The organism is Bartonella sp. MR110HLJHH (genome assembly GCF_042194225.1).
GTDB classification, from domain to species: Bacteria; Pseudomonadota; Alphaproteobacteria; order Rhizobiales; family Rhizobiaceae; genus Bartonella; species Bartonella grahamii.
In genome coordinates, this window is sequence record NZ_JBHIMQ010000004.1 from 119,756 (window position 1) to 139,578 (window position 19,823).

The 19,823-nt window shown below is 41.5% G+C and carries 21 protein-coding genes; 4 read left to right on the top strand and 17 right to left on the bottom strand.

Annotated elements, in window-relative coordinates:
• Positions 1–8 precede the first annotated feature (8 nt).
• The 14 genes from ACFIKB_RS04265 to ACFIKB_RS04330 all read right to left on the bottom strand — a co-directional run bounded on the left by ACFIKB_RS04265 (position 9) and on the right by ACFIKB_RS04330 (position 16,067).
• Positions 9–989: a phage tail protein gene (locus tag ACFIKB_RS04265; protein WP_375652912.1), complete on the bottom strand. Its 981-nt coding sequence runs from the start codon at positions 987–989 to the stop codon at positions 9–11.
• Complete coding sequence (locus tag ACFIKB_RS04270; RefSeq protein WP_375652913.1) at positions 982–1,974, bottom strand: transglycosylase SLT domain-containing protein; 993 nt, start codon at positions 1,972–1,974, stop codon at positions 982–984. The genes ACFIKB_RS04265 and ACFIKB_RS04270 overlap by 8 nt, the downstream gene beginning before the upstream one ends.
• Positions 1,974–4,205, bottom strand: a complete 2,232-nt coding sequence (locus ACFIKB_RS04275) for a hypothetical protein (RefSeq protein ID WP_375652915.1) — start codon at positions 4,203–4,205, stop codon at positions 1,974–1,976. Before ACFIKB_RS04275 ends, ACFIKB_RS04270 begins: the two co-directional genes overlap by 1 nt.
• Positions 4,198–6,057 (bottom strand): hypothetical protein, encoded by a 1,860-nt coding sequence (locus ACFIKB_RS04280; RefSeq protein ID WP_375652916.1) that lies wholly within the window; start codon positions 6,055–6,057, stop codon positions 4,198–4,200. Before ACFIKB_RS04280 ends, ACFIKB_RS04275 begins: the two co-directional genes overlap by 8 nt.
• Complete coding sequence (locus tag ACFIKB_RS04285) at positions 6,057–7,112, bottom strand: tail fiber domain-containing protein (protein WP_273788009.1); 1,056 nt, start codon at positions 7,110–7,112, stop codon at positions 6,057–6,059. The genes ACFIKB_RS04280 and ACFIKB_RS04285 overlap by 1 nt, the downstream gene beginning before the upstream one ends.
• 1 nt (position 7,113) lies before the next feature.
• Positions 7,114–7,497, bottom strand: coding sequence for a hypothetical protein (locus ACFIKB_RS04290; RefSeq protein WP_375652931.1), 384 nt, complete (start codon positions 7,495–7,497; stop codon positions 7,114–7,116).
• Positions 7,498–7,538: 41 nt separating this feature from the next.
• Complete coding sequence (locus tag ACFIKB_RS04295) at positions 7,539–8,996, bottom strand: hypothetical protein (RefSeq protein ID WP_375652917.1); 1,458 nt, start codon at positions 8,994–8,996, stop codon at positions 7,539–7,541.
• Positions 8,996–9,694 carry a hypothetical protein gene (locus ACFIKB_RS04300; RefSeq protein WP_375652918.1) on the bottom strand — a complete coding sequence of 233 codons (699 nt, stop codon included), beginning with the start codon at positions 9,692–9,694 and terminating at the stop codon, positions 8,996–8,998. The genes ACFIKB_RS04295 and ACFIKB_RS04300 overlap by 1 nt, the downstream gene beginning before the upstream one ends.
• A 72-nt stretch (positions 9,695–9,766) precedes the next feature.
• Complete coding sequence (locus tag ACFIKB_RS04305; protein ID WP_375652919.1) at positions 9,767–10,225, bottom strand: hypothetical protein; 459 nt, start codon at positions 10,223–10,225, stop codon at positions 9,767–9,769.
• 19 nt (positions 10,226–10,244) lie between these two features.
• Positions 10,245–11,387, bottom strand: a complete 1,143-nt coding sequence (locus ACFIKB_RS04310) for a N4-gp56 family major capsid protein (protein ID WP_375652921.1) — start codon at positions 11,385–11,387, stop codon at positions 10,245–10,247.
• 97 nt (positions 11,388–11,484) lie between these two features.
• Positions 11,485–12,396 (bottom strand): hypothetical protein, encoded by a 912-nt coding sequence (locus ACFIKB_RS04315; protein WP_375647086.1) that lies wholly within the window; start codon positions 12,394–12,396, stop codon positions 11,485–11,487.
• A gap of 11 nt (positions 12,397–12,407) precedes the next feature.
• A complete protein-coding gene (locus ACFIKB_RS04320) occupies positions 12,408–14,462 on the bottom strand; it encodes a portal protein (protein WP_375652922.1) in 2,055 nt (684 codons plus the stop codon).
• A complete protein-coding gene (locus ACFIKB_RS04325; protein WP_375652923.1) occupies positions 14,447–15,772 on the bottom strand; it encodes a PBSX family phage terminase large subunit in 1,326 nt (441 codons plus the stop codon). Before ACFIKB_RS04325 ends, ACFIKB_RS04320 begins: the two co-directional genes overlap by 16 nt.
• On the bottom strand, positions 15,753–16,067 hold the full coding sequence (locus tag ACFIKB_RS04330; protein WP_375652925.1) for a hypothetical protein: 315 nt from the start codon (positions 16,065–16,067) through the stop codon (positions 15,753–15,755). Before ACFIKB_RS04330 ends, ACFIKB_RS04325 begins: the two co-directional genes overlap by 20 nt.
• 308 nt (positions 16,068–16,375) lie before the next feature.
• Between ACFIKB_RS04330 and ACFIKB_RS04335 the strand changes: the two genes are divergently transcribed.
• A complete protein-coding gene (locus ACFIKB_RS04335) occupies positions 16,376–16,861 on the top strand; it encodes a hypothetical protein (protein ID WP_375628481.1) in 486 nt (161 codons plus the stop codon).
• Between the two features lie 71 nt (positions 16,862–16,932).
• A complete protein-coding gene (locus tag ACFIKB_RS04340) occupies positions 16,933–17,391 on the top strand; it encodes a hypothetical protein (RefSeq protein ID WP_375620525.1) in 459 nt (152 codons plus the stop codon).
• Between the two features lie 78 nt (positions 17,392–17,469).
• Here ACFIKB_RS04340 and ACFIKB_RS04345 read toward each other — a convergent pair whose 3' ends face one another.
• Together ACFIKB_RS04345 and ssb are read right to left on the bottom strand one after the other, a co-directional pair.
• Complete coding sequence (locus ACFIKB_RS04345) at positions 17,470–17,952, bottom strand: hypothetical protein (RefSeq protein WP_375652926.1); 483 nt, start codon at positions 17,950–17,952, stop codon at positions 17,470–17,472.
• Positions 17,953–18,021: 69 nt separating this feature from the next.
• On the bottom strand, positions 18,022–18,465 hold the full coding sequence (ssb, locus tag ACFIKB_RS04350) for a single-stranded DNA-binding protein (protein WP_375652927.1): 444 nt from the start codon (positions 18,463–18,465) through the stop codon (positions 18,022–18,024).
• Positions 18,466–18,653: 188 nt separating this feature from the next.
• On the opposite strand from ssb, the gene ACFIKB_RS04355 reads away from it, so the two are divergent.
• Both ACFIKB_RS04355 and ACFIKB_RS04360 read left to right on the top strand, forming a co-directional pair.
• The gene (locus tag ACFIKB_RS04355; RefSeq protein WP_252619286.1) at positions 18,654–18,935 is read left to right on the top strand and encodes a type II toxin-antitoxin system RelE/ParE family toxin; all 282 of its coding nucleotides are present in this window, start codon (positions 18,654–18,656) and stop codon (positions 18,933–18,935) included.
• A gap of 16 nt (positions 18,936–18,951) precedes the next feature.
• The gene (locus ACFIKB_RS04360; protein ID WP_004856691.1) at positions 18,952–19,245 is read left to right on the top strand and encodes a HigA family addiction module antitoxin; all 294 of its coding nucleotides are present in this window, start codon (positions 18,952–18,954) and stop codon (positions 19,243–19,245) included.
• 67 nt (positions 19,246–19,312) lie between these two features.
• On the opposite strand, the gene ACFIKB_RS04365 is transcribed toward ACFIKB_RS04360, so the two are convergent.
• Positions 19,313–19,823 (bottom strand): hypothetical protein (locus tag ACFIKB_RS04365; RefSeq protein WP_375652929.1); only part of this gene is annotated, 511 nt, incomplete at its 5' end.

A 19,823-nucleotide genomic window follows, 5' to 3' on the forward strand; every position in this document is an offset into this window, starting at 1 on the left:
TGAAAACCTTATGATTTTATGGCATAAACAACCGTAGCATTAACAGGGCGCGTTTCTGCCTCACCCGTTGAAGAAAGTGTTATCTTGTGCGTGTGCATTCCAGCAGGTTCTGTTATCCCTGTAAGGGTTTGATAGTGATAAAAGGGGTTCCTTCTGCCAATATCATTGGCGCTCCATCCAACTCCAGCATACTGAAAATTGTGTGCGTGCTGCCCCGCCGATTCAACGCTACAAGCATGTGTGTGCGATTTAAGGCAATCTTGCTGTATATCAGCAAATTTTCTACTTCTGTCTAAACCGCGACCATTGTCAAAGCCGCGCAAAAATACTCCTCTAAAATCTGGAACTTTAAAGGTTGTATCGCTGTCTTTTCCCCATTTATCCCCTATCGCCTTGAATAATTGCGGATAATCCTTGCGTTCATAAGTAGCGCCATCACATAAAAGCCATCCGTTTGGGACTTCTTGCATAGCAAAGGTCGCAATAAACCCACAAGGAAAGGTTTCAACCTTTGGTGGTGGAATGGGGGTAGGATTTAAAAGATACCAGCCCTCAAGACCTTTTGTTGATGCGCCATCATTATAGACTATTTCATAAATACCACCCATTTGTAACTCACCACCTGTCAATGGTACTATCCCCGTGCTGGTGGCTTTATAGAGTGGCTTTGCTCCTATATTATTCATGTTTATTGTTGTCGTACCAATATTTATACCACGCGCCTTAAAGCGGATAATGATATCGTTTTTATATTTTGCTATCGGCGACACCGTCGTCAACGTGATTGATGTTGTTTGTTCCTTTCCATTCACAATAAACTTTGAGTCAAGAGAACCACCATTATCGGCAAGATATTCACGTATACGCTGCATCATAACCCGCGCACTATCATTGACAGAACTAGGCGGCTGCCCTTCTGCCCAATTAATGATACTATCGGAATTGGCATTTTGATCAGCTGTGAGTGACCAGTCATAAATATCAGACATGATAAGCCCCCGTTCTTCTTAATAGCTCTTCGCGCAATTGCTCTTCTTTTTGCCGCCCATAGGAACCAACAGATTGCCGCCTAGAGGGATCAATGAGAGCTGTTAAATCTGTCGGGCGCCCAGTCGATTGTGAGAAACCCGCCATGACTGGTTGCTGTAACATTTGTTGCTGTACCATCTGTGCCTGCTGTTTTTGTCTTTCTCCATTCTCTCTCATTAAATGAAGCAAGCCGGAAAAGCCCTTTTTAAGAGCACCTGCATCAATACCTTGCCCTTGCAATGGTGTGGTTTCCATAACCCGTCCTGTTAAATTGTCTCTGCTTTCAGGTGCCATCATTCTGTTTGGGAATGGCGTGTCATATGCCATTAATTGGTTGCCCCCTTGATCACCTTGACCCACCTGATTACCTTGAAGTGTCTTTTGAAGCCTCTCAACCCCACGCAAAGGACCCACCTCGTTTGGTGCTGCTTGTCCATTGCTTTGGTTTTGCTGTATCGTTCTCTTCAAAGCATCTCCCGTTTTATTGTAAAGCCCATAAATATGATTCATAAAATCCCCTGCTGTAGCTTCCATGTTGCCACCGTTGAGTGTGACTGCCTGTCGACCTAAAAGCTGACTTGCTGGAATATGTGGATTTTTGATAAGTTTTACTGCCCCTGCTGGTCCTTGTTGGTGTGCGAGGTAAAGCTCTGCCTCTGATGGCTCTCTGCCTAATGCTGTGGCTAAATAACGCGTATTATCCTTCGTTAACCGTGCCATAGCATCGGTTGCTTGAAAGGGATCAAACTTATTATTCAGTTGATACTGTTTTGCTGTTGAATCGAGAAATTGATACAGCCCCCCTGCACTGCTGTTCTTATTTCTTGCATTTGGATTACCATTACTTTCTATCATAGCAACACGTTCAAGAAAGCTTTCTGGCAAACCATATTTTTGTGCTGCCTGTGAGATAGCACGCTTCACTTTCGGATGAAAATTGATCATTAGTTTATAACCGTTCTATCAACGCTGCTATTCAAAATAATGCCAACAAAATTAATGAATTTCGTATAATTTTCTCGTGTTATTAAGCGTTTCTTTTCTGCTTCATGAAACGTCTTAATTAGTTCAACGGCTTTTTCTCTTGCTAACCCAAAATCTCCTTTTTCCCGCGCTGTTATAAGCGCTGCAATATCTCTCTCAGTATCTTTATGGACGCTTGAGAATTTGCGTCCAAATTTCCCTAAGAAATTTTTTACAACTGCCTTGATGAAAGCAATCTTTCCTATACCCATAGTCTGTTGTGCCCCCCTCTCTTCCACTTCACCTATATGGTTTGGCAATCGTGCAAAAAGCTTTGTTCTTTCCACTTCTGGTCGCAACATTTTCATAAGCTGTTTTGCTTTATCCTCACCATAACTCCGCTGCAATTTTTCTTGACCATTTTGCGTGTCAAACAAACTCAAAAGACTGTGTTCAAAATTCTGTGCATTGCCTGCCGCAGTTTCTATTTGTGACCGTACACCTTTTTGAAAAGCCTCTTTTTCCATCAACCCCAAATCTGAAAGTTGTCTGTTGATTGTATCAAGATCAACACTCTTATTCAGTGCTTTTTTTCCTTGCTCCAAAGCATTACCGATAGTACGCTCGTCATAATAAATTTTCCGTGCCTTAATATATTCTGGAGATGATGTATCCAAAACGTCCAGAATGCGTTGTTTGAAATCAGTCAAATCTCGAGCATATCCCCATTTTCCTTTGATGCGCGCAGAATTAATTTGATCATCCAAAACCTCTTTCATCTTATGTAAAATTCGCATATTCAGCTTTGGATATCCATTGCTCCCTATAACTGTTGCATCCGCTTCATTTGGCATTCGCGCAATTGCTTTTTTATAGGCTTTTTGGAAGGCAGGAGTTTCTTGCAACCGCGATAAATCTTCACGAACAGCATTAGAAATAGGAGAAGCTTTCGCCCTCTCATAAAATGGTTCAGCCTTGTTCTGTGCTTGTTTGATAATCTCTTGCTTTAAATTAAGCGTATCTACTTTTGGACCCATCACATCTGTCAACGCATCCTTTACCCGCAGTGCACTCGCATCTTGCCTTTCATTCAAACGATTACTTATGAGCGAATATGTATCATGGTCTTTTTTTGCTGCCTTAAAAGCTCTTGTAGCAAGCCCATCATGAAGATCAATAATCATTGAATCAGGACCTCGCTGTTTTAATGCCCTTTCAAGCTTATCAACACCTTCATCCCCTAAAGTTTGGCTTACATCCCTAAGCGCTCTATCACTTATCTGAAATGCTTCTTTTTCTACACCTTGTGTTATTGGTTCAGTTTTACCAAACAATTTCTCAGCTGTTTTTTTGACAACAGCAGATGTTTTCTTAACACCAGAAGCCGTTACTTTGAATGGTTTTGTAACAAAAGGTGTAACCTTTAAAGCAGAATGTGCCACAAATGGTGTTGCAACGCCTAACCCTGCACCAAACCCAGCAGACACTAGAGTATCTGCAAGCCCTTCCCCTTCACCACTGCCTGCTATTCCACCATAAATGGCTCCAGTTTTTGCTGCACGCCCCAAGCTAAATTTTGCCGCCTCTTTACTTGCTACTGCTTTCATTGCTGCTTCACCTGCAGCTTTTGCCGCTGCCCGTTCCACACCCTCTGCTAAAGCAGATTGCACCGCCCTTTCTCCTGCTGCTAAAGCTTTACTGGTTATTTGTGCTCCTGCAACACCAGCTCTTCCTCCCAGCACAACATCAGCCCCAATTGCCGCACGAGCAGCCGCAGGAGCGCCAAGACCTGGTATTAGAAAAGGAATTGCAGCACCCGCTAAATTCCCCGCAATAGATGCATAAAACTGATCTCGGTTCGCCGCTCTTTGATAGTCACGCCATCGCTTTGTCACTTCATTATATTTTTTAACTGCTTCTTCATCTCCCATCCAATAATTAATAGGTCCCAGAGGTCCCGAAGCGAATACTCCAGCTATTTCATCATCATACCCCATAGTTAACCCATGAAGAGCTCCCCATCCAAAAGCACCCGCTGCACTTGGATGTGGACCATCTTCCTCTGTTGCACCATTATTTCCTGTAACAGAACCACTTAGCCTTTCCTTATTCTTCGCGAAAAGCTCTTGAAGCTGTTCTGGTGTATAGTCACTTATATGCCCAATGACTCTTGTGTTTTTACGATTAATAAGAGGGGGGATTACTTCAGCCATTGGTTTGTTTCTCCTTAATGCGTCCATCTCTATCAACGAACAACATGCCTTCCGGCAATGCTTCTATCTGTTTTTCTAGTGGATCATTTGACTGTGCATGATTTCCCTTATAAGCATCTTGCCCATAGGCGGCTCGAACGAGCTCGTTTGTTGCTTCTGCACCACCAAAAAGAATTGCGCGCGTTGCTGCATTGGATTTATTGAAAGTGTCAATAACTGTTTTTAAAGATTTCTTCATTTGCTCTGCAGAAAGATCTTGATACAACGCCGCTACAGAGTTTTGCAATGCTTGCAATTCCATATTAGACAAATTCCCAAAGCCAGATGCGCCATTTGGTGAAAATGCTTTTGCTTTTCTCAAGGCATCAAGCCCGATACTTGCCTTCAATGAATCGAGCATATGCCCAAAATCTTTTGCCTTAGAATTAGGAAGGAACGACATTATAGGACCAGTGAAACCAACAACATGCGGGTGTTCCTCAATAGTTTTTAGCAATTCTTTAGATGCTGAGAGTATACGATTTGACCTGTCTGCTGTTTCCAGAATTCGCATTTGCATTTGTTGGTTTTTACGCTCCTCCTCCTTCTGTTCTTGAATTAATTTATGTTCTGAACCACTGCCTGCAATTGGCACCGCACGTATGCCACCAAGTGCATTTTCATCCTTAACATACATATAACCTGCTTCAGGCTTTGACAGCATGTTATCAGTATTCCCCCCTAATCCAGAAGCAGTGGAACGCTGTCCTCCTTGGACAGGTATAATTTTCCCTGTGCTTGTTGAGACTTGGAAAGTCATATCCTCAGGCAATCCCTGCTCTGCCTTTTCTTCTGATGTCAATGTTCTATAGGCTTCTTGAGGGCTTAACGTGTTGCCTATAACTTTCATGGCAAGATCTGGATATTGCACAAGGGCTTGTGCGTCTTTATCACTATATCCTTTAGAGCGTAAAAACTCAAAAATTGGTCTATTTTGAGCACGTACATTATTGCCCTGCCGCATAACAAGCGCCGCATTTGAAAAACTTTCTTGCGGTGTTTTTCCTGATGCAAGCCCCGCAAAAAAATCCATTAAATGCTCGGAAAATTCTGATTTTCTAAAACGCTCCCATAAACTACTTGGATTTGCATCTTTATGAATAAAGTTTCCAACTGCGTTTACATAATCGGTTGCCTGTTCGGGCTTAGCACTTGCTTTTAAATGCTCCTCTTCTGGTAAGTGTGCATTCAAATGTTTTTCTTCTCCTATAGGTGCATCAAAAAGCTTTTCCTCATCATTTCCAGAATCGTTTTTCAAAGAGTTTTCCGCTATAGATTTCTCATTAAGTTGAGCAATATAATCCATCACATTTTTCTGCTGTCGCCCAGCTTCATCCCCACTAGACTGATCAATGTTCGCAACAAGTGGAGATTGAGGAATCATTGATGCAACACCTCGCTGATCTGAGAAGTCATGCTTTTGTTGCTCTGGCGCCTCTTGTATCTTAACAGTATCCTTTGAAACATCCGGTAATGGAGGCATTTGGCGCTTTAAATCATCCGTAGACATAATCAATTCTGCTGGCGTTTTTTTCCCAACTTCTCCTCCTCCTGTTTGAGCACCGCGAATAAGCTCTGTAGGACTCAATTTTTGTGGAGTATTATCCCCATTTCTCGCATCAAAAGGGTTTGTGCTAAAAGCAGCACGTTCTAAAAAACTTGGCTTGTATCGCCCTTCCAACGGCGTGCTTGGAGGCGTAGAAAGCTGTTCGAACAAATGCTTTGGCAATTGAGGCATGACCTGATACATCAAGGGACGCAAAAATTTTGGATCAAACAATTTTAAAAGAGAATTTGTGTTTTCTTGTTCCATCACTGCACCCTTTCCATCTCAAAGCCAAGCTTGCCATAATCCACATGCAAAAAGCCTGTCGCCTTATGCAAGAAAACAGCTTCAGGCTTTGACTTCAAAACATCCTGTGCCATCACCCCGCGATAGCGCTCTGGATAGCCCTTGTAATTATACTCATAGAGTTTGTGTCCATCTCGCTGCCCAACTTGCACGATATTTTCTTTCGCTCTGATGTCGCTAAGCCCAGCAAAAGTACCAAGGATAGTTCCAACATTTCCAACAATCTCCCACGGATTAGGTTTTGGCTGTGGAGTCAATGTCGTCATTTGTCCTGTTCGCGTTCCATAATTTCCAGCAACAGCCCCACCAGCTGCAAGCAACTTACTTAACTGGTCCCAATCAAGATTGTTCTGCTGCTCCCATTTTTGCCGCTCTTCATCCAATTGCCGTTGATGATTGGCATCAAGTACACTCCCTCCCGTCAACGCATTAAGATTTGCCTGACCTTGACCTTGAAAGAAGTTATTGGCGCCCGCCAACTGATTTTGGTTTGCTTGGTCAATGAGACCATTGGCATTCATCATATTGTTGACATCTTGGTTATATTGCTGTGATAGAGCTTGTGTTGCTATGCCCCCCAATTCATTAGCCAAAACCCCAGTATGCGCCCCAGAACCATAACGCCCAGCACCTGCCAATGAACTATTAATAGAGCTTGTTGCCTTATTTAATGTGTTTTGAAGCGCTTCATCAAAGTAAGGGTTATTGCCTATTTGTTGCCCTGAAGCCATGTTCTTTAAGTTTTGGCTTGTTGAATTTTGCCCTGTGGCTAATCCATTTAAATAATTGTTATCATAGTTATGCGTATTATTGCTAAGCCCATTAATCGCATTCTTTGTTTGATCACTTAAACCCGCAACACGCTGCCCGTCATAAACGGCTTTTCCGCTGCCTTGGTTATAAAAAGTCATGGCATCTTGAGCTGCGTGTTCAAAAATACCTTTTGCCCATGCAGGGGGTTCATTTGTTTGCGTCGTGTTTTGGGTATTCTGGATTGGTTTAGAACTTTTTCCCATATTAAAGCTGCTTTCTATATTCTAAAAGATTAACGAAATATCCATGCGATTTAAGAGATTTTTCCCACCCTCGCCTGCCTATGATGACAAGCTCTTTTGCCCCTTTTTTCTTGTAATAGGCTTCAATCTGAGTGATAAGCTTTGTTAAGGGCGCTCCTCCCTTTCCACCAAGCGTGACAATAACCGCCCTTAATGCTCCAGTGACGAGTTCCTGTAACTGTGTTGTGACATGCGCCATAAAGTTTTCATGCGCATCAACGATAATCCGAAGAACTTTTTCTCCCTTCAAAATATCGTTTAAAATGGTCTCTGTATTATAATCATCAGGGAATTTTTGATTAAAGTAAGCTATCGATTTTATGACATTCTCAAAATAGGGCGCCATTTGTTCAGCGCTCCATTTTTCTGTATTATAGATCTTAAAACTCATCTTATGCCCGCGGGTTTGAGCGTTACATCAAAGCCTGTTATATGCGTCCATGGCGTGCCTTCTGGTATTCTCAGACGCAAAGCGTGATAACGCGCCCGTGAGCGGATATTATACATCCCAATATTATAGCCGGCATAACGCTCTTTAGCCCAATTTAATTGGTTCTTGTTATCAATGATAAAAGCCGCCCCAACACTTAAAAAACCTTTTGTTGTATCCGCTTGAACAAAAGCCTCACTCATCAGGTTGATTTGCCTGCCCGTATCCCCCACAATTTGTGAAGCAATAACTGCTTCCATCGGAGGACCTGCAAAAAAACCAAATTTGTTGTCTGGCGTAAAGGCTCCCAAAACAGGCGCACCATTTTGCCACATTTTACTATCAAGAGAAGCTGGTAAATCTTTCAAGCTCTCTTGTACTTCGTCTAAGCCTTCTAATGTATAACCGGCTGCAAAAAGGGGAAATAAGAGAAGGTTTTGCCCCTTAATGACACTCCATATTTGCAAGAGCCAATCATAAACATAAATATGCATCCCTTCAGTGTTGTCATTGATAGAAAAATAAACACGAGAATAGACCGGATCAATACATGCCCTCATCTCATCAATGGCAAAGTTATTGTAAAGTGTGAAGATAGTTTTATCGACTTTTCCAAAGCCAATAGGAAGCATTTCACCAGCACTGTTGATTTGATAAAAACCATCATCAGATGCAAAGAAAGTACAGTCTCCACGGCTTGCAATTGCTGTACTGCTTTTCGCCCCTATTTTGTCTTTTATTTTTGCAAAACTGAAGATAATTTTAGAGCCTGGTACAAAGGTTGCGTGATAAATGGCGGAACGCATAAAAATAAGTGGATTTGTTGATTCCGTAGACCCTTGAACATATTCTCCATCAGGAAAATCTTGATAATCGCAACTTTTCTCCCCAACTGTCCAATGTGTTGCATCATTGAGACCTGACCACTGAACACGGTTTGGCTTATCTGTTAGTTGCATCAAGCAAACAAAATCACCCCACACACGCACAAGTCCAGCACGCGGGGGATTACCGCTCAAATCACAAAACCTTTCATCCGTTTTTAACGAAAGCATTTGTGGTGGGTCATTGTTATTAACAGCAATGATATGATCACCAAAAGAAGCAAAAGACCAAAGCGCAGTCTCATTGGCGTGATATTGTGTGTGAGGCTTGCTAATGTCTTTCCAGCCGCGCGTGCTGTTGTCATATTCATAAAGCTTTGTTGGGGCACCCACAATGATGCGCACACCACCCAATGAGCGCACAGCATAGACCCCCAAAATCACATCCGGAAAAGGATCTGAGACCGGCGCAACCATGGGAAACGGAATATACGAATTTGGTGCAGGCAAAACATTCACTATCTCATGAGAATAACCGCTATTAATAAATGCGGTGTCTGGTCTATATTCAGCAATAGGGATAAACGTCATCAGAAGTCCGTGTGTTGAATTTTGAACAGATTTTTGCGCCGCGAAGTCTCAATTCTCAATGCATCTAACTGTTCTTGGAACATGGCAAAAGCTGCTGCTGCCATCTGTGGTTCTTTAATAATATTGGTATAAATTTCATATTTTGCGCGGGTTTTGATCAATTCATAGGCTTCACAAAACCATATGGACGCTTCTTGTGCGCTCTCAATGTCTTTTATTCTCACAGGATCAAGAATAAGCCTGATGGAATAAACTCGGTCTGGTGTTGGATACAAGACAAACTTTTGTTCAAAATAGGCATAGCACGTAGGCATGCCATGGTGAGAGTCATCCTCAAGGCTCTCAATGAAGAGCGCGTCCCCATGCAAAAGCTTTGATTTGCTATGATTATCCTCATAAATATAAGCATCAACAATTCGAACAGCCCCTGTTATAGAGGAATGTGCCTCTGCGCCATAACGGCTTTTGCCCTTTAGAGTGGTGAAAACAATTTCACGGCTTTCATTGAAATAAAAAGGCAATCGTTCACAAAAGCGAATAGCCGAAAATATCGCCCTTTGCACTTGATCAACATACTCATCTGTTTGATCATCTATTTCATCCTGAATATCGTTTAACATCTGGATAAAATTTTTATCCCAAGGAACAATGGTCTCTTTTTCTCCAATCGGACCACCTGTCTGTACTATTATTGTCATATCACCCTCTTCCAAATGTCTTGGGGCATCTTGTATGGGAGGGGGACGCAAGCAATAAACGCCCCCTTGCCTTTAACGATTGGTGTAAAACTCAACAATCACCTCAGCATCACCTTTGGTGCTTTGCTTGTCTCGTGTCATGTAAATCGTATTTTCAGCTTCTAATGGAACATCTCGTTCCTCCATGGGTATGTACACATTGCCATTGGTAGATTGCGTAAGCCCTACATCTCCATAATCATTACCATGAGGCTCTTTTCCAAATGTAGCTTTTACATCTTCAAAATCCTCCATGGTATAAGCTGTAATGCTTTTGATAAAAGCGCCTCGGGGTAGAACACCAATTTTTGTTATCAACCCTTGGTCTGTACATTTAATACGCGCCCGTAAAAAACTAACCTGCTGCGTAGAGTTGTTGCGTCCTTGCAAAACAGGTGGCAATCCTTCATCTATCATGCCAACGGTTTCAACAGTCTCAACGGTCTCAACGGTTTCAACAGGTTCCTGTGTAATTAGCGATTTTTCTGCCATAATTGTCATCCTTTAATAATTAGCTTGCTTCAGCAAAAGAAGGGATGACAATGGTACCAAAATCCTGTCCCCCTTGATCAGAATGAGGCAAGGTGTAGCGTGATTTTTTCATGCCGATAATGGTTTTAGCTGCAACCCCAAATTCACGTTGATAATCAAACAGTTCTTCAACAAGTTTATAGCGTGTTCCCCCTTTCCCATCGCCTCCTGTTGCTCCATTGCCAACGCGCCCATAAGCCATGATAACACTTTGCGCACCAAGCAACACAGCACGGCGAACAGATGTTACAGGCTCTTGTGTCTTTGAATTGATACCATTGGGGACATGTTCAGCTTCACGTAAGATAACTCCATTATACATCCCCAGAGAGCCCTCAAAAATTGGGTTCTTAGCTCCAGAGCCATCATAAGCTGCCTTAGTAATGTCTAACCATTGCCCGCTCTTTGTATTGGTACGCAATTGGGTCACCTGTGTTGGGTGGAGATACATCACATATGCCGATTTTCCATCAACACGAACAGGGCGCAAACGTGGATTAGCAAGTTTAGCGCGTTCAACAGCCCGATCTATAAGATCTAATGTAAAAACATCGTCTTTTGTAAGTTCTTCATCAGTCTTTTTCTTAGCTGGGCGAATAATACGCAGTTTGCTTGGCTCTAATGGAGCATTAAAACCATAATGTACCGGTTTAAGGGTTATGGTGCGTCCTTCGAAATGAATCCACGGTGCTGTATAACCTGCTGCCTGAATGAAGAACATCAAACTTAAACGGTCTGCATACCAATCAACAAGCCCATCCTTTGCTTCTGTTCGTAAATTAAATAAAACACGTTGTTGATCAATGGTGCCCTCATATTTTACGCGTACAGCATGAGAAAGCTCGTTAATACGCACCGTTTCATTCATAAATTGGAGTGCTTCTTCATTGCCTTCCAGCGTTTGTCCCTCGCTAACGCCATCCCCCATAAGTTGGACGCGTAATCCGCTCGTCACAGAGTCACCAGCGGATTTTCCTAGCATATCCAATACTTGAATAATGCTGTTTTTGCCTTTTCCCATCAGCGGTGCAATGGGCAACGCTTTTGAAGTTTCTGTGTTTAGCATCTTAGCCCAAACGCCAACGGCTAATGGGTCATTAAGATTTACCTGTGTTACTGCCATTTCAATCAATGCCTTTCTTGGTTTTTAAAACTCGCCTTGCGGCTCCCCCAAACGATAACAATCACTTGGTTCTCTCTGTCGCGTCACCACGCACATCTCACGCTCTGCTCATAATTTGTTCAAATTTTTCGGGATTTTTCTCAACCCATACAGCAAATTCGGCTTCTGGCATGGAAAAGAGCGTTCTCACATCCATACCGCCGGTTGGAACTTGTCCGCCGCGCGCTGTAAGCGTCCGCGCTGCTTGAGAGCGCTCTTGAAGGGCTCCCACTTCGTCCTTAACTGGCGCTCCACTATAGCCAAAAGCTTTCGCTTTTTGCACCAGCACCTCAATTGGATTTATACCGGCTTTCTGACACTGCTGGCATATTTGGCGCAATTCAGCACCAATTTGTTGTTGCCGTGCCTCTGGGTCTTTCCATTGCGGATAAAGGCTTGCTTGCGCTTGTAAGACACTGTCTGCTCTTTCATAGAGATAGTCTGTGATACTGTCTAAATCTGGATATTTATCTTGTACTTGCGCTTTGGCTTCCTCGAAATAATCCCCCAACTTTTGGCGTTCATATTCCTCTTGTCTCATGCGCTCTTGGCTCTCTTTCATATGAGAAAACTCATCAAGCAATTTCTGTTGTTCCTGTACCTTATGACTAAGCCATGCAAAATGTGCTTTTGGGGTGTCTTCTAGGGAGGGAATATTTTCCTCACGGCGGCGCGTGATTTCTTCCTGCATTGCGGCATATTTTTGCGCAAGTTCAATAGCCAATTCACGCGCTTCAATGGCGCTTTGTTCTGCCTTTTGGCGTGCTTGCCGCTCTTGCTCTAATTTATCAGATTCTATTGCATCAGAATTTGGCTGCTCTTGAAGTGGTTCTACAGCTGGTTGTTCAGAACTTTCCTCTGCATCAAAAACTTCCTCAACTTGTTCAGGCTCGACCAACTCAACGGCATTATCACTGGCAAAATGTTCATCATAGATTGCTTGTTCTTCAGGCGTAAACTCTTCTTCCATATTCTGTCCCTTCAATGTGCTATTATATTTTTTGTCAAAACTCGATAGTGTTCCAACTGTGCCTGTAAAGCTTTGCGTTCTAAATCACGCTGCGCTATCTCATTTTTTGCCTGTTGCAATTCAAGCTGCATCCGCGCTTGTTCTTGTTTCAAGAAAAGTTCGATATTTTTCTGCTGCAATGCCGCTTGTTTCTGCTGCGCATCAAGTTGATAGAGTGTGCTCTTTGCTTGTGCTTCTTGCTGTAAAACAGCAATCTTTGCTTGTTGCTCTGGAGTTAATTGCGCCCCTTGACTTTGTTGCATCATTTGCTGTTGCTGTTGTTCTTGTTGTGCTTGCTGCGCCTTTGCGGTTAAACTTGCCACAAGTGTTGCCGGTAGTGGGGAAAGCTTTAAAAGATCTGGAATCATCTCCGGTGTTAAGAAACCACCAAGCAACGGCAACATCTGCGTAATTGCCGCAAAAGTTTTCTCTTTTTCATTGGGGCTTGTCGGTGAATCATCAACAATAATGTCATACTCAAGCGTCGTAACAGCTTCACGCGTCAACGGCACATATTGGGCATTCTCTTGTCCAGAAATACGTACCAGACGCCCATCAGAGAGATAATTCTGAATGAGATAAAGGATAATCTTTCCCTGCCTACACCGATAAAGCTTGAGATTATCAAACAGCCCCGCAAGCAAATTAAGCGTTGATTGCCGGCGTGTATTTTCCAGCACATTGGCTTGGTTGACCTCCCGTGTTCCAATAAACTCGGCCGATAACCCTGTTACATGCGTTATCGCTTCACGCGATTCATTAAACAGCTGGAAAAATCCATTGGGAAATTGTGCACTTGGCTTTGGTTGAATTTTCCCTCCTGTAAGCGCACCATTTTTAACCCAAGTAATCGTATCCGTTCGCGCCCAGCTTTCCATGGCTTGGCGATCATCATCGAAAGCGCCTCGTTCTGCCATCAAGCCGCCCTTAGACTGGCTATTAAGGATATACATCACTTGGCTAAAATATTTATTCGACCATTTTTGTGGGTCTTTTGCGGGGCGAACAATCCCGTAAAACTGGTTTTTAAGCTTATCCAGCGTGCCCGTGATACACTCCCACCCAAGTTGCCCATCAGGTGCTAATGGCTTATCGGGCTTTGCTAAAAGACGTCGTCCCAGAAAAGCGCGTCTCACCACTTTTTTATTAAAACACACCCCTTGTAGTTGTGGCATTACCCTTTGAAGCTGTTCAAACTCCCGTTTGCTATAGTTGCGCATCTGACCTGTTTGAAGGTCAGGCGCCTTGTAAGTGGTCTCATATTCAAACCAACGGCATTCAACCAGCGTAACATAGCGTTTCCCAGAACACGGCTCTGAGAGAGAAGACGCATTGGAGTCATCATGATACGCATCAAGCGACACATGAGAATCCTCAGAAGCGGTTGTACTATCGATAGCCCAATCGGCGTTAAGATCTTCAACAGCAACATCAGGAAAAAGACTTTTCGCATCCTCAACGGATTTGCGATCAACATACCACATACGCTGTGCGTCAATGAGATTTGGTCTTACAGCATTGGCATCCCAAACCATTTTTAAGGGATCTAAACGTTGAACAGCAGGTATCCCTTCGGGATCTGTATCATAATCAAGCCGCGTATCTGTCCAGCCCATACCGCAAATAACCATATCCTGAAAAGCATCGGAATCGGCATATTCCGCCTCTGCCTCATCACGAAACCATTCTGCTGCTCCAGTAAGCAATTCATTGGGTATTGCTGCTCCCATTTGCCGTGGTTGAAACTGTACTTCGCGCTTATTATTACGCTCCGCCCCAACAATAGCATTCACAAGGGGTGCAATGCGGTTAAAAGTCATGACAGGGCGGCGTTGCTCTTTTAAAACTGCAAGATCTTCCTCTGCCCATTGACGACCATTATAAAAATCAAAATCTTCACGCGCCTGTTCACGCCATTCATTAACATGTTCAATATCTTCTGCGTACCAAGACTTTAAACGCTTATAGATTTCATATTCATCGAGGATTGTCGTTTTTTGAAAGTCTTGATCTAGAATGCCATCCATGATGCCGCTTCTCTTTCCATAGTGCGATAACGCTCTTGCTTGGGTTTGACACGGGGCGCTTCATAGACAATGCACATCAGTCCAAAAGCATCCGCCCCATGGCTCGACCAATCATGCTCTGCACCCAAACCAATGCCGCGCTTCTCATCCCATTTCTCGTGATACCAATTCAGTGCTTTGCGCCCTGCGACCGTCATCTCTTCATTGAACCAAACAGAAGGCAAAATACGCCGCACCGCCTCTATTCGCATCTTAACCGCCCCTGCCCCCTGATTAGGGATCACTTGCGTTTCAAAACCCGCATCATTTAAAGCACTCTCAAAACTCACATTGTGCACACGGTCTCTGGTCGCACCGTCATGAGGCAAAACCATCAATGCTTTCTCATAGCCATTTTGACGCAACCAGCCTATATGCTCTGATAACGGCTGTCCCTGTGCTTCGTAATAATTAAGCACTCTGATCTCTCGTCCAACAAATTGCGCTATCCATATCGCTGTGGCATCTGCCTTAGCTCCTGTTCCCCCAATGTCCCAAAAAGCACGTATTTGCATCAAGGGGTCACGAGCAACACGCCCTATCCGCCCCTCTTGCTCAGCTGCCAACATTTCCTTTTGATAATAAGCACCTTGAACCGCTTTCAGATAATCCCCTTCCCAGATATGCTTATAGGTCTCTGGACGATTTCTCAGATCATCCAATCGCGCTTCATTCAAGATCTTGGGAAACTTCGGATTGTCTGACCAGTTGATCTCCACACGCTTGATTGCCTCATTGTCTGAAAAGCGAAACCGCTTCTCAACGGGGGCATTCTCTCGAAGAGGGTTCCATGTAACCCATAACTCTGCCCGCCATCCCTCTCCCTCTTCTCGCAAAGTCGGTATAAGCGTTTGCCAAGCCGTCTCTGTAACGGGCTCTGCCTCATCAACCCAACACAGCAAAATACGCCCCATGGATTTGATACTTGCAATATTCCGGTCAAGACCAGAAAACTGAAAGGCTATACGACCATCTATTGATTTAATCGACGACTCCCCAACCTTGTAATAGTCCTTTAAAAAGTCATGCGCTTCAATGGCGCGTTTAATCTCCTCTAATGAACTTTCTGCTAGCGAGTTTTGAAACTGCCGTGCACAAAGTATAGTTCCTGATATCCCTTCCCTACCAAATTGATAGCCTTTTAAAGCAGCCATCAAGGCAAATGATCTTGTCTTTCCAGACCCTCTTCCTCCCCAAGCCGCTCGTACCAAAGCCTTACCTGTAAAAATCGGTATAAGCTTTGGAACAATATTAATCTGTCGTGTTGTCATTGACCAAAGGCGCGATTTCTACACGCGTTATCATCTTAATGGCTCCCCCATCTTCCCCTGTTACCTGTAAAGGCAACACCTTACCAAGCAACGCTAAATAAGCAGCGGGGCATTTGATTGCCTGTTTTTCGAGATAAGAGATCAAACCATCATCACCATATTTCTTACCAGCGCGCTCTGCTGCCTTAAGCACTGCTTCTTTCAAAATACGTGTCGTTTTATTTGGCACGCCTTTTACCCGCCCTTGACCTGCCTTTGGGGGCGTTCTTTTTGCAAGTTTTTCAGTGGTTTTCATGTGTGTTTCTTTTTGTAAACAAGACAATAAAAAAACCCCGCAAAAGCAGGGCTCTGAACAATCATATAAACTTATAAGAAAGGTTATACCTTTACCGTAATTCTAGACGCAATTCGACTAGTACAGCAATGTCATAAAACACTATTTTTCATATCCTGTCAACAAAAAAATCACTATATTGTGTATTTTTTATTTTTTTCACCTAAATCTAGTGTCTTTAACAACCAACCACTCAAAATTGTATCTTCTAAACGAATCAATTATACGGAAGCACAAAGTTATTGATTAGCAAAAAGCGGGGGGCATTAATGTTATTTCTCAAAAAAGCAGATTTATGCAGAATTAAAAAGACATTTACACTAATTTTGTTTTTACCGTTCTTTACTATAATTAGTCTTATGATACTTGCTTTTAATCCCTTCGGATTAGACAACCAACAACAAGATAAATTAATTGTACCAATATTTGTAGCATTTGTATCGTATTTTTTGATACTAAGTGCATGTGCAAGAGAAGAAAAGCTAAGTTTAAAAGATGAAAATATTGACAGCACATTTTATGAGCTCTTGTCCCTCCAATTCCAAACAGGATGCTATACAGCTATGGCAGCAGCTTTTGTATTTTATCCTGTAATAGGAATAGCATTTTTAGGAGTGTTAATTTTTATTGGTATTTTTATTACTATAATAGAAAATTTAGATGAAATTGTAGGAATCGTAGCGATTATAGCATTGATATTAATTTGTCTTATAGCGCTGGTAGCGTTGATCAAATTTATTTGGAAAATTGTCTAACGATCAAAATATTTATTAAGCGTTTTCCCTAATCTTTAATATATACTTAAACTCCAACCATAAAAGAAATAATGAATTATTTATCAGCAAAAAAAATAAGTTACTTATTAGTCGTAATGATCAGTGTGCTTTTTCTTTCTAATTATGCCAAAAGTGAACAGATTTCTACTCATTATCAGTCTTCTAATACTGATGAAAATTTAGATGAAAAAATTAAAGTTGTGCAAAAGGAATACGTAGTAGCACAGCACCCAAAAAAGATTTTATCAGATAGTGGAATTAACCAATATAACATTTCGTTTTCCACTGTTTCTGATTATGAAAAACCTCAGAGGCGCATAATATTTGATGATTTCATCATTATATTCATAATTATAACAGGAATATTCATATTTATTAGTATAATGTCCATCATCATTAACTTACTTTGGCGCTTTAAATTGAAAATTCCTGCTTATTTCTTTTTATTAACAACTGTTCTAATTAGTTGCGCGGTATTACTCCTTTTAATCCTTGATTGGGCGTATTAAATTGAAAATTCCTGCTTATTTCTTTTTATTAACAACCGCCGCAGTTAGTTGTATGATATTATTCCTTTTAATCTTTGATTAAAGATCAAAATATTTATGAAGCGCGTTAAGAGCGACCCGCAATGAATTCACAAGATGTGGTAATGTTTGGTCTTCTATAACGAGGTACTGTAGAGCTGCATAAAGATTATACTGTCTATAGAGATGTTGTGTTTCTTTTATCGCCTCTTGCATATTAGAAAACTGTTCTGTTGCAAATTCAACCCATTTTTCTCTTGCTTTGTCATCAGAAGATGATGGTATTTCGTCATAAACAGCGCTTGGTAAACCTTTTGCACACAAATAGTCATTTTTCACTTCAAGATATTTTTGCGCAGCATCATACTGGTCTTGAGTAAGCACACCTTGCAAACAAAGCCGCCCAACATAAGTACCAGCAAGCGGATTTTTAGCCTCTTCAATAGTCAAACCAAAGCGTTTAGCACGCATTTCAATTGCCAATTGATTAACAGGATCTTGACGTACTTTCACTTGTGAAATGTAAGCATCTTTCTTCTTCATACATCCCCTAATCTGTGGGAGCCCACATGTTTCTCTTTGTTATATTTTATCAATGTTATATTTTATCAATCAAAATGGTATGCTGTCATTAAGAGATGCACTATGATCAGCAGCACCTGAAGCGATAGCATAATTTTGAGAAGTAACGGAAGAAGGGGCAGATTGCTCTTTCTTTGCATCAAGCAAATACAACTCGCCTTTGAATTGCGGTAAAATAATCTTTGTTGTGTAACGGTCATGCCCATTTTTATCTTGCCATTTGCGTGTCTGTAATTTGCCTTCTATGTAAACCTTTGAACCTTTGTTTAGATATTGAAGAGCAATTTTTGCCAAATGTGGATTAAAAATCACAACTGAATGCCATTCAGTTTTCTCTACTTTTTGATGAGTATTTTTATCCGTATAGCTTTCAGAAGTTGCTATACTAAAATTGACTATTTCTGCTCCAGAATTCATCGTTTTGCTTTCGGGATCAGCACCTAAACGCCCGATTAACATCACTTTATTTAGCATGTTTTTTCTTACCTTAAATTTGTATTTAATACATACAAAATCCTAGCATGATTTGCATATTTTTTCAATTATTTCAAAAGGATATTATTGTTTTTTAACATATAAAATTATGTCTTAAAGCGCTCTTTGATAAATAATCAATTGACATAAATGCATGGTGTATAGTATCAAGTATCAAGAGGGTATATATGGCAATCGTTAGTTTTAAGCATAAAGGGTTGAAATTATTCTTTGAAAGAGGAGTCTGCAAAGGCATACAACCCGCGCATGCTAAAAAATTAGCAAACATTTTAGTAATTTTAGATACAATATCCGCGCCTGAACAAGTTACTCTTAAATCGTATCGTCTACATGCGCTTACGGGCGATTTAAAAGGTTACTGGTCAATGCGTGTCAATGGAAATTGGCGTGTTACCTTTCGTTTCATTGGGACAGACGTTGAACTGGTTGATTATCAAGATTACCATTGAGTTTTGAGGTGTTATTATGATGTACAATCCTCCACACCCTGGCGGCATTTTGAAAGAAGAATTGCTTGATGAATTAGGGTTAACAGTAACAGAAGCTGCAAATCGTCTTGGCGTTGCACGTTTAACTTTATCCCGCGTCTTAAACTGTCATGCAGCGATTAGCATTAACTTAGCTTTACGGTTAGAAAAAGCGGGTTTAAATGATGCGGAATTCTGGCTTAAATTGCAACAAAAGCATGATTTGTGGCAAGCTCGGCATAACAGCCCAATCCCACATATTTCACCTTTAGAGCAAGTAGGGCATCTTTAAAATCAAGCAGCCCACGATAGTTTTTTATGCTCTTGTTGATTTTATCTATAAACGTTCGGAAATTTTACTATGTTTTTTTAACTGAGCACTGTAGTGTGTAAATAGATATATTTATTAAACTGCGTGTATGTAACATAAGAAACAATACACAAACTAAAAAGGAATACCAAAGAGCAATATCTGAGTACCAAAGTATAGTATCCAATGAAAAAGAAAGCTTGTACTCCACGTACTTAGAAATAATAGGTAAAGAGACCGTTTCTTTATAACTACTTGGGAAAATTAAAACGACAAGCGCTACACTTATTAGCTTTAAAAGTCGGTGCATATATTGTTGTAAATCACGTGTTAGTTTCACCCAACCTGTTGTATTTCCGCATTTGTATTTTGGGTTGTTTTGCAACTCAGAAGGAGTATTGGAATTGCATAAAATTGCAAAAACCGTTGTGACTATTACCAAAGAAACAGATGCGAATGTCAAAATACTCTGAATAAAGTAAAGATTTTTTTTAATTCCTAAAAAGCATAAAAATATAAAAATTATAATACCAAACAAGGCTCTTAGCTGCTTATCTGTA

Coding starts and splice junctions, on each gene's coding strand:
- ACFIKB_RS04265 (WP_375652912.1), bottom strand. CDS start 989: ATGTCTGATATTTATGACTGGTCACTCACAGCTGATCAAAATGCCAAT.
- ACFIKB_RS04270 (WP_375652913.1), bottom strand. CDS start 1,974: ATGATCAATTTTCATCCGAAAGTGAAGCGTGCTATCTCACAGGCAGCA.
- ACFIKB_RS04275 (WP_375652915.1), bottom strand. CDS start 4,205: ATGGCTGAAGTAATCCCCCCTCTTATTAATCGTAAAAACACAAGAGTC.
- ACFIKB_RS04280 (WP_375652916.1), bottom strand. CDS start 6,057: ATGGAACAAGAAAACACAAATTCTCTTTTAAAATTGTTTGATCCAAAA.
- ACFIKB_RS04285 (WP_273788009.1), bottom strand. CDS start 7,112: ATGGGAAAAAGTTCTAAACCAATCCAGAATACCCAAAACACGACGCAA.
- ACFIKB_RS04290 (WP_375652931.1), bottom strand. CDS start 7,497: ATGGCGCCCTATTTTGAGAATGTCATAAAATCGATAGCTTACTTTAAT.
- ACFIKB_RS04295 (WP_375652917.1), bottom strand. CDS start 8,996: ATGACGTTTATCCCTATTGCTGAATATAGACCAGACACCGCATTTATT.
- ACFIKB_RS04300 (WP_375652918.1), bottom strand. CDS start 9,694: ATGACAATAATAGTACAGACAGGTGGTCCGATTGGAGAAAAAGAGACC.
- ACFIKB_RS04305 (WP_375652919.1), bottom strand. CDS start 10,225: ATGGCAGAAAAATCGCTAATTACACAGGAACCTGTTGAAACCGTTGAG.
- ACFIKB_RS04310 (WP_375652921.1), bottom strand. CDS start 11,387: ATGGCAGTAACACAGGTAAATCTTAATGACCCATTAGCCGTTGGCGTT.
- ACFIKB_RS04315 (WP_375647086.1), bottom strand. CDS start 12,396: ATGGAAGAAGAGTTTACGCCTGAAGAACAAGCAATCTATGATGAACAT.
- ACFIKB_RS04320 (WP_375652922.1), bottom strand. CDS start 14,462: ATGGATGGCATTCTAGATCAAGACTTTCAAAAAACGACAATCCTCGAT.
- ACFIKB_RS04325 (WP_375652923.1), bottom strand. CDS start 15,772: ATGACAACACGACAGATTAATATTGTTCCAAAGCTTATACCGATTTTT.
- ACFIKB_RS04330 (WP_375652925.1), bottom strand. CDS start 16,067: ATGAAAACCACTGAAAAACTTGCAAAAAGAACGCCCCCAAAGGCAGGT.
- ACFIKB_RS04335 (WP_375628481.1), top strand. CDS start 16,376: ATGTTATTTCTCAAAAAAGCAGATTTATGCAGAATTAAAAAGACATTT.
- ACFIKB_RS04340 (WP_375620525.1), top strand. CDS start 16,933: ATGAATTATTTATCAGCAAAAAAAATAAGTTACTTATTAGTCGTAATG.
- ACFIKB_RS04345 (WP_375652926.1), bottom strand. CDS start 17,952: ATGAAGAAGAAAGATGCTTACATTTCACAAGTGAAAGTACGTCAAGAT.
- ssb (WP_375652927.1), bottom strand. CDS start 18,465: ATGCTAAATAAAGTGATGTTAATCGGGCGTTTAGGTGCTGATCCCGAA.
- ACFIKB_RS04355 (WP_252619286.1), top strand. CDS start 18,654: ATGGCAATCGTTAGTTTTAAGCATAAAGGGTTGAAATTATTCTTTGAA.
- ACFIKB_RS04360 (WP_004856691.1), top strand. CDS start 18,952: ATGATGTACAATCCTCCACACCCTGGCGGCATTTTGAAAGAAGAATTG.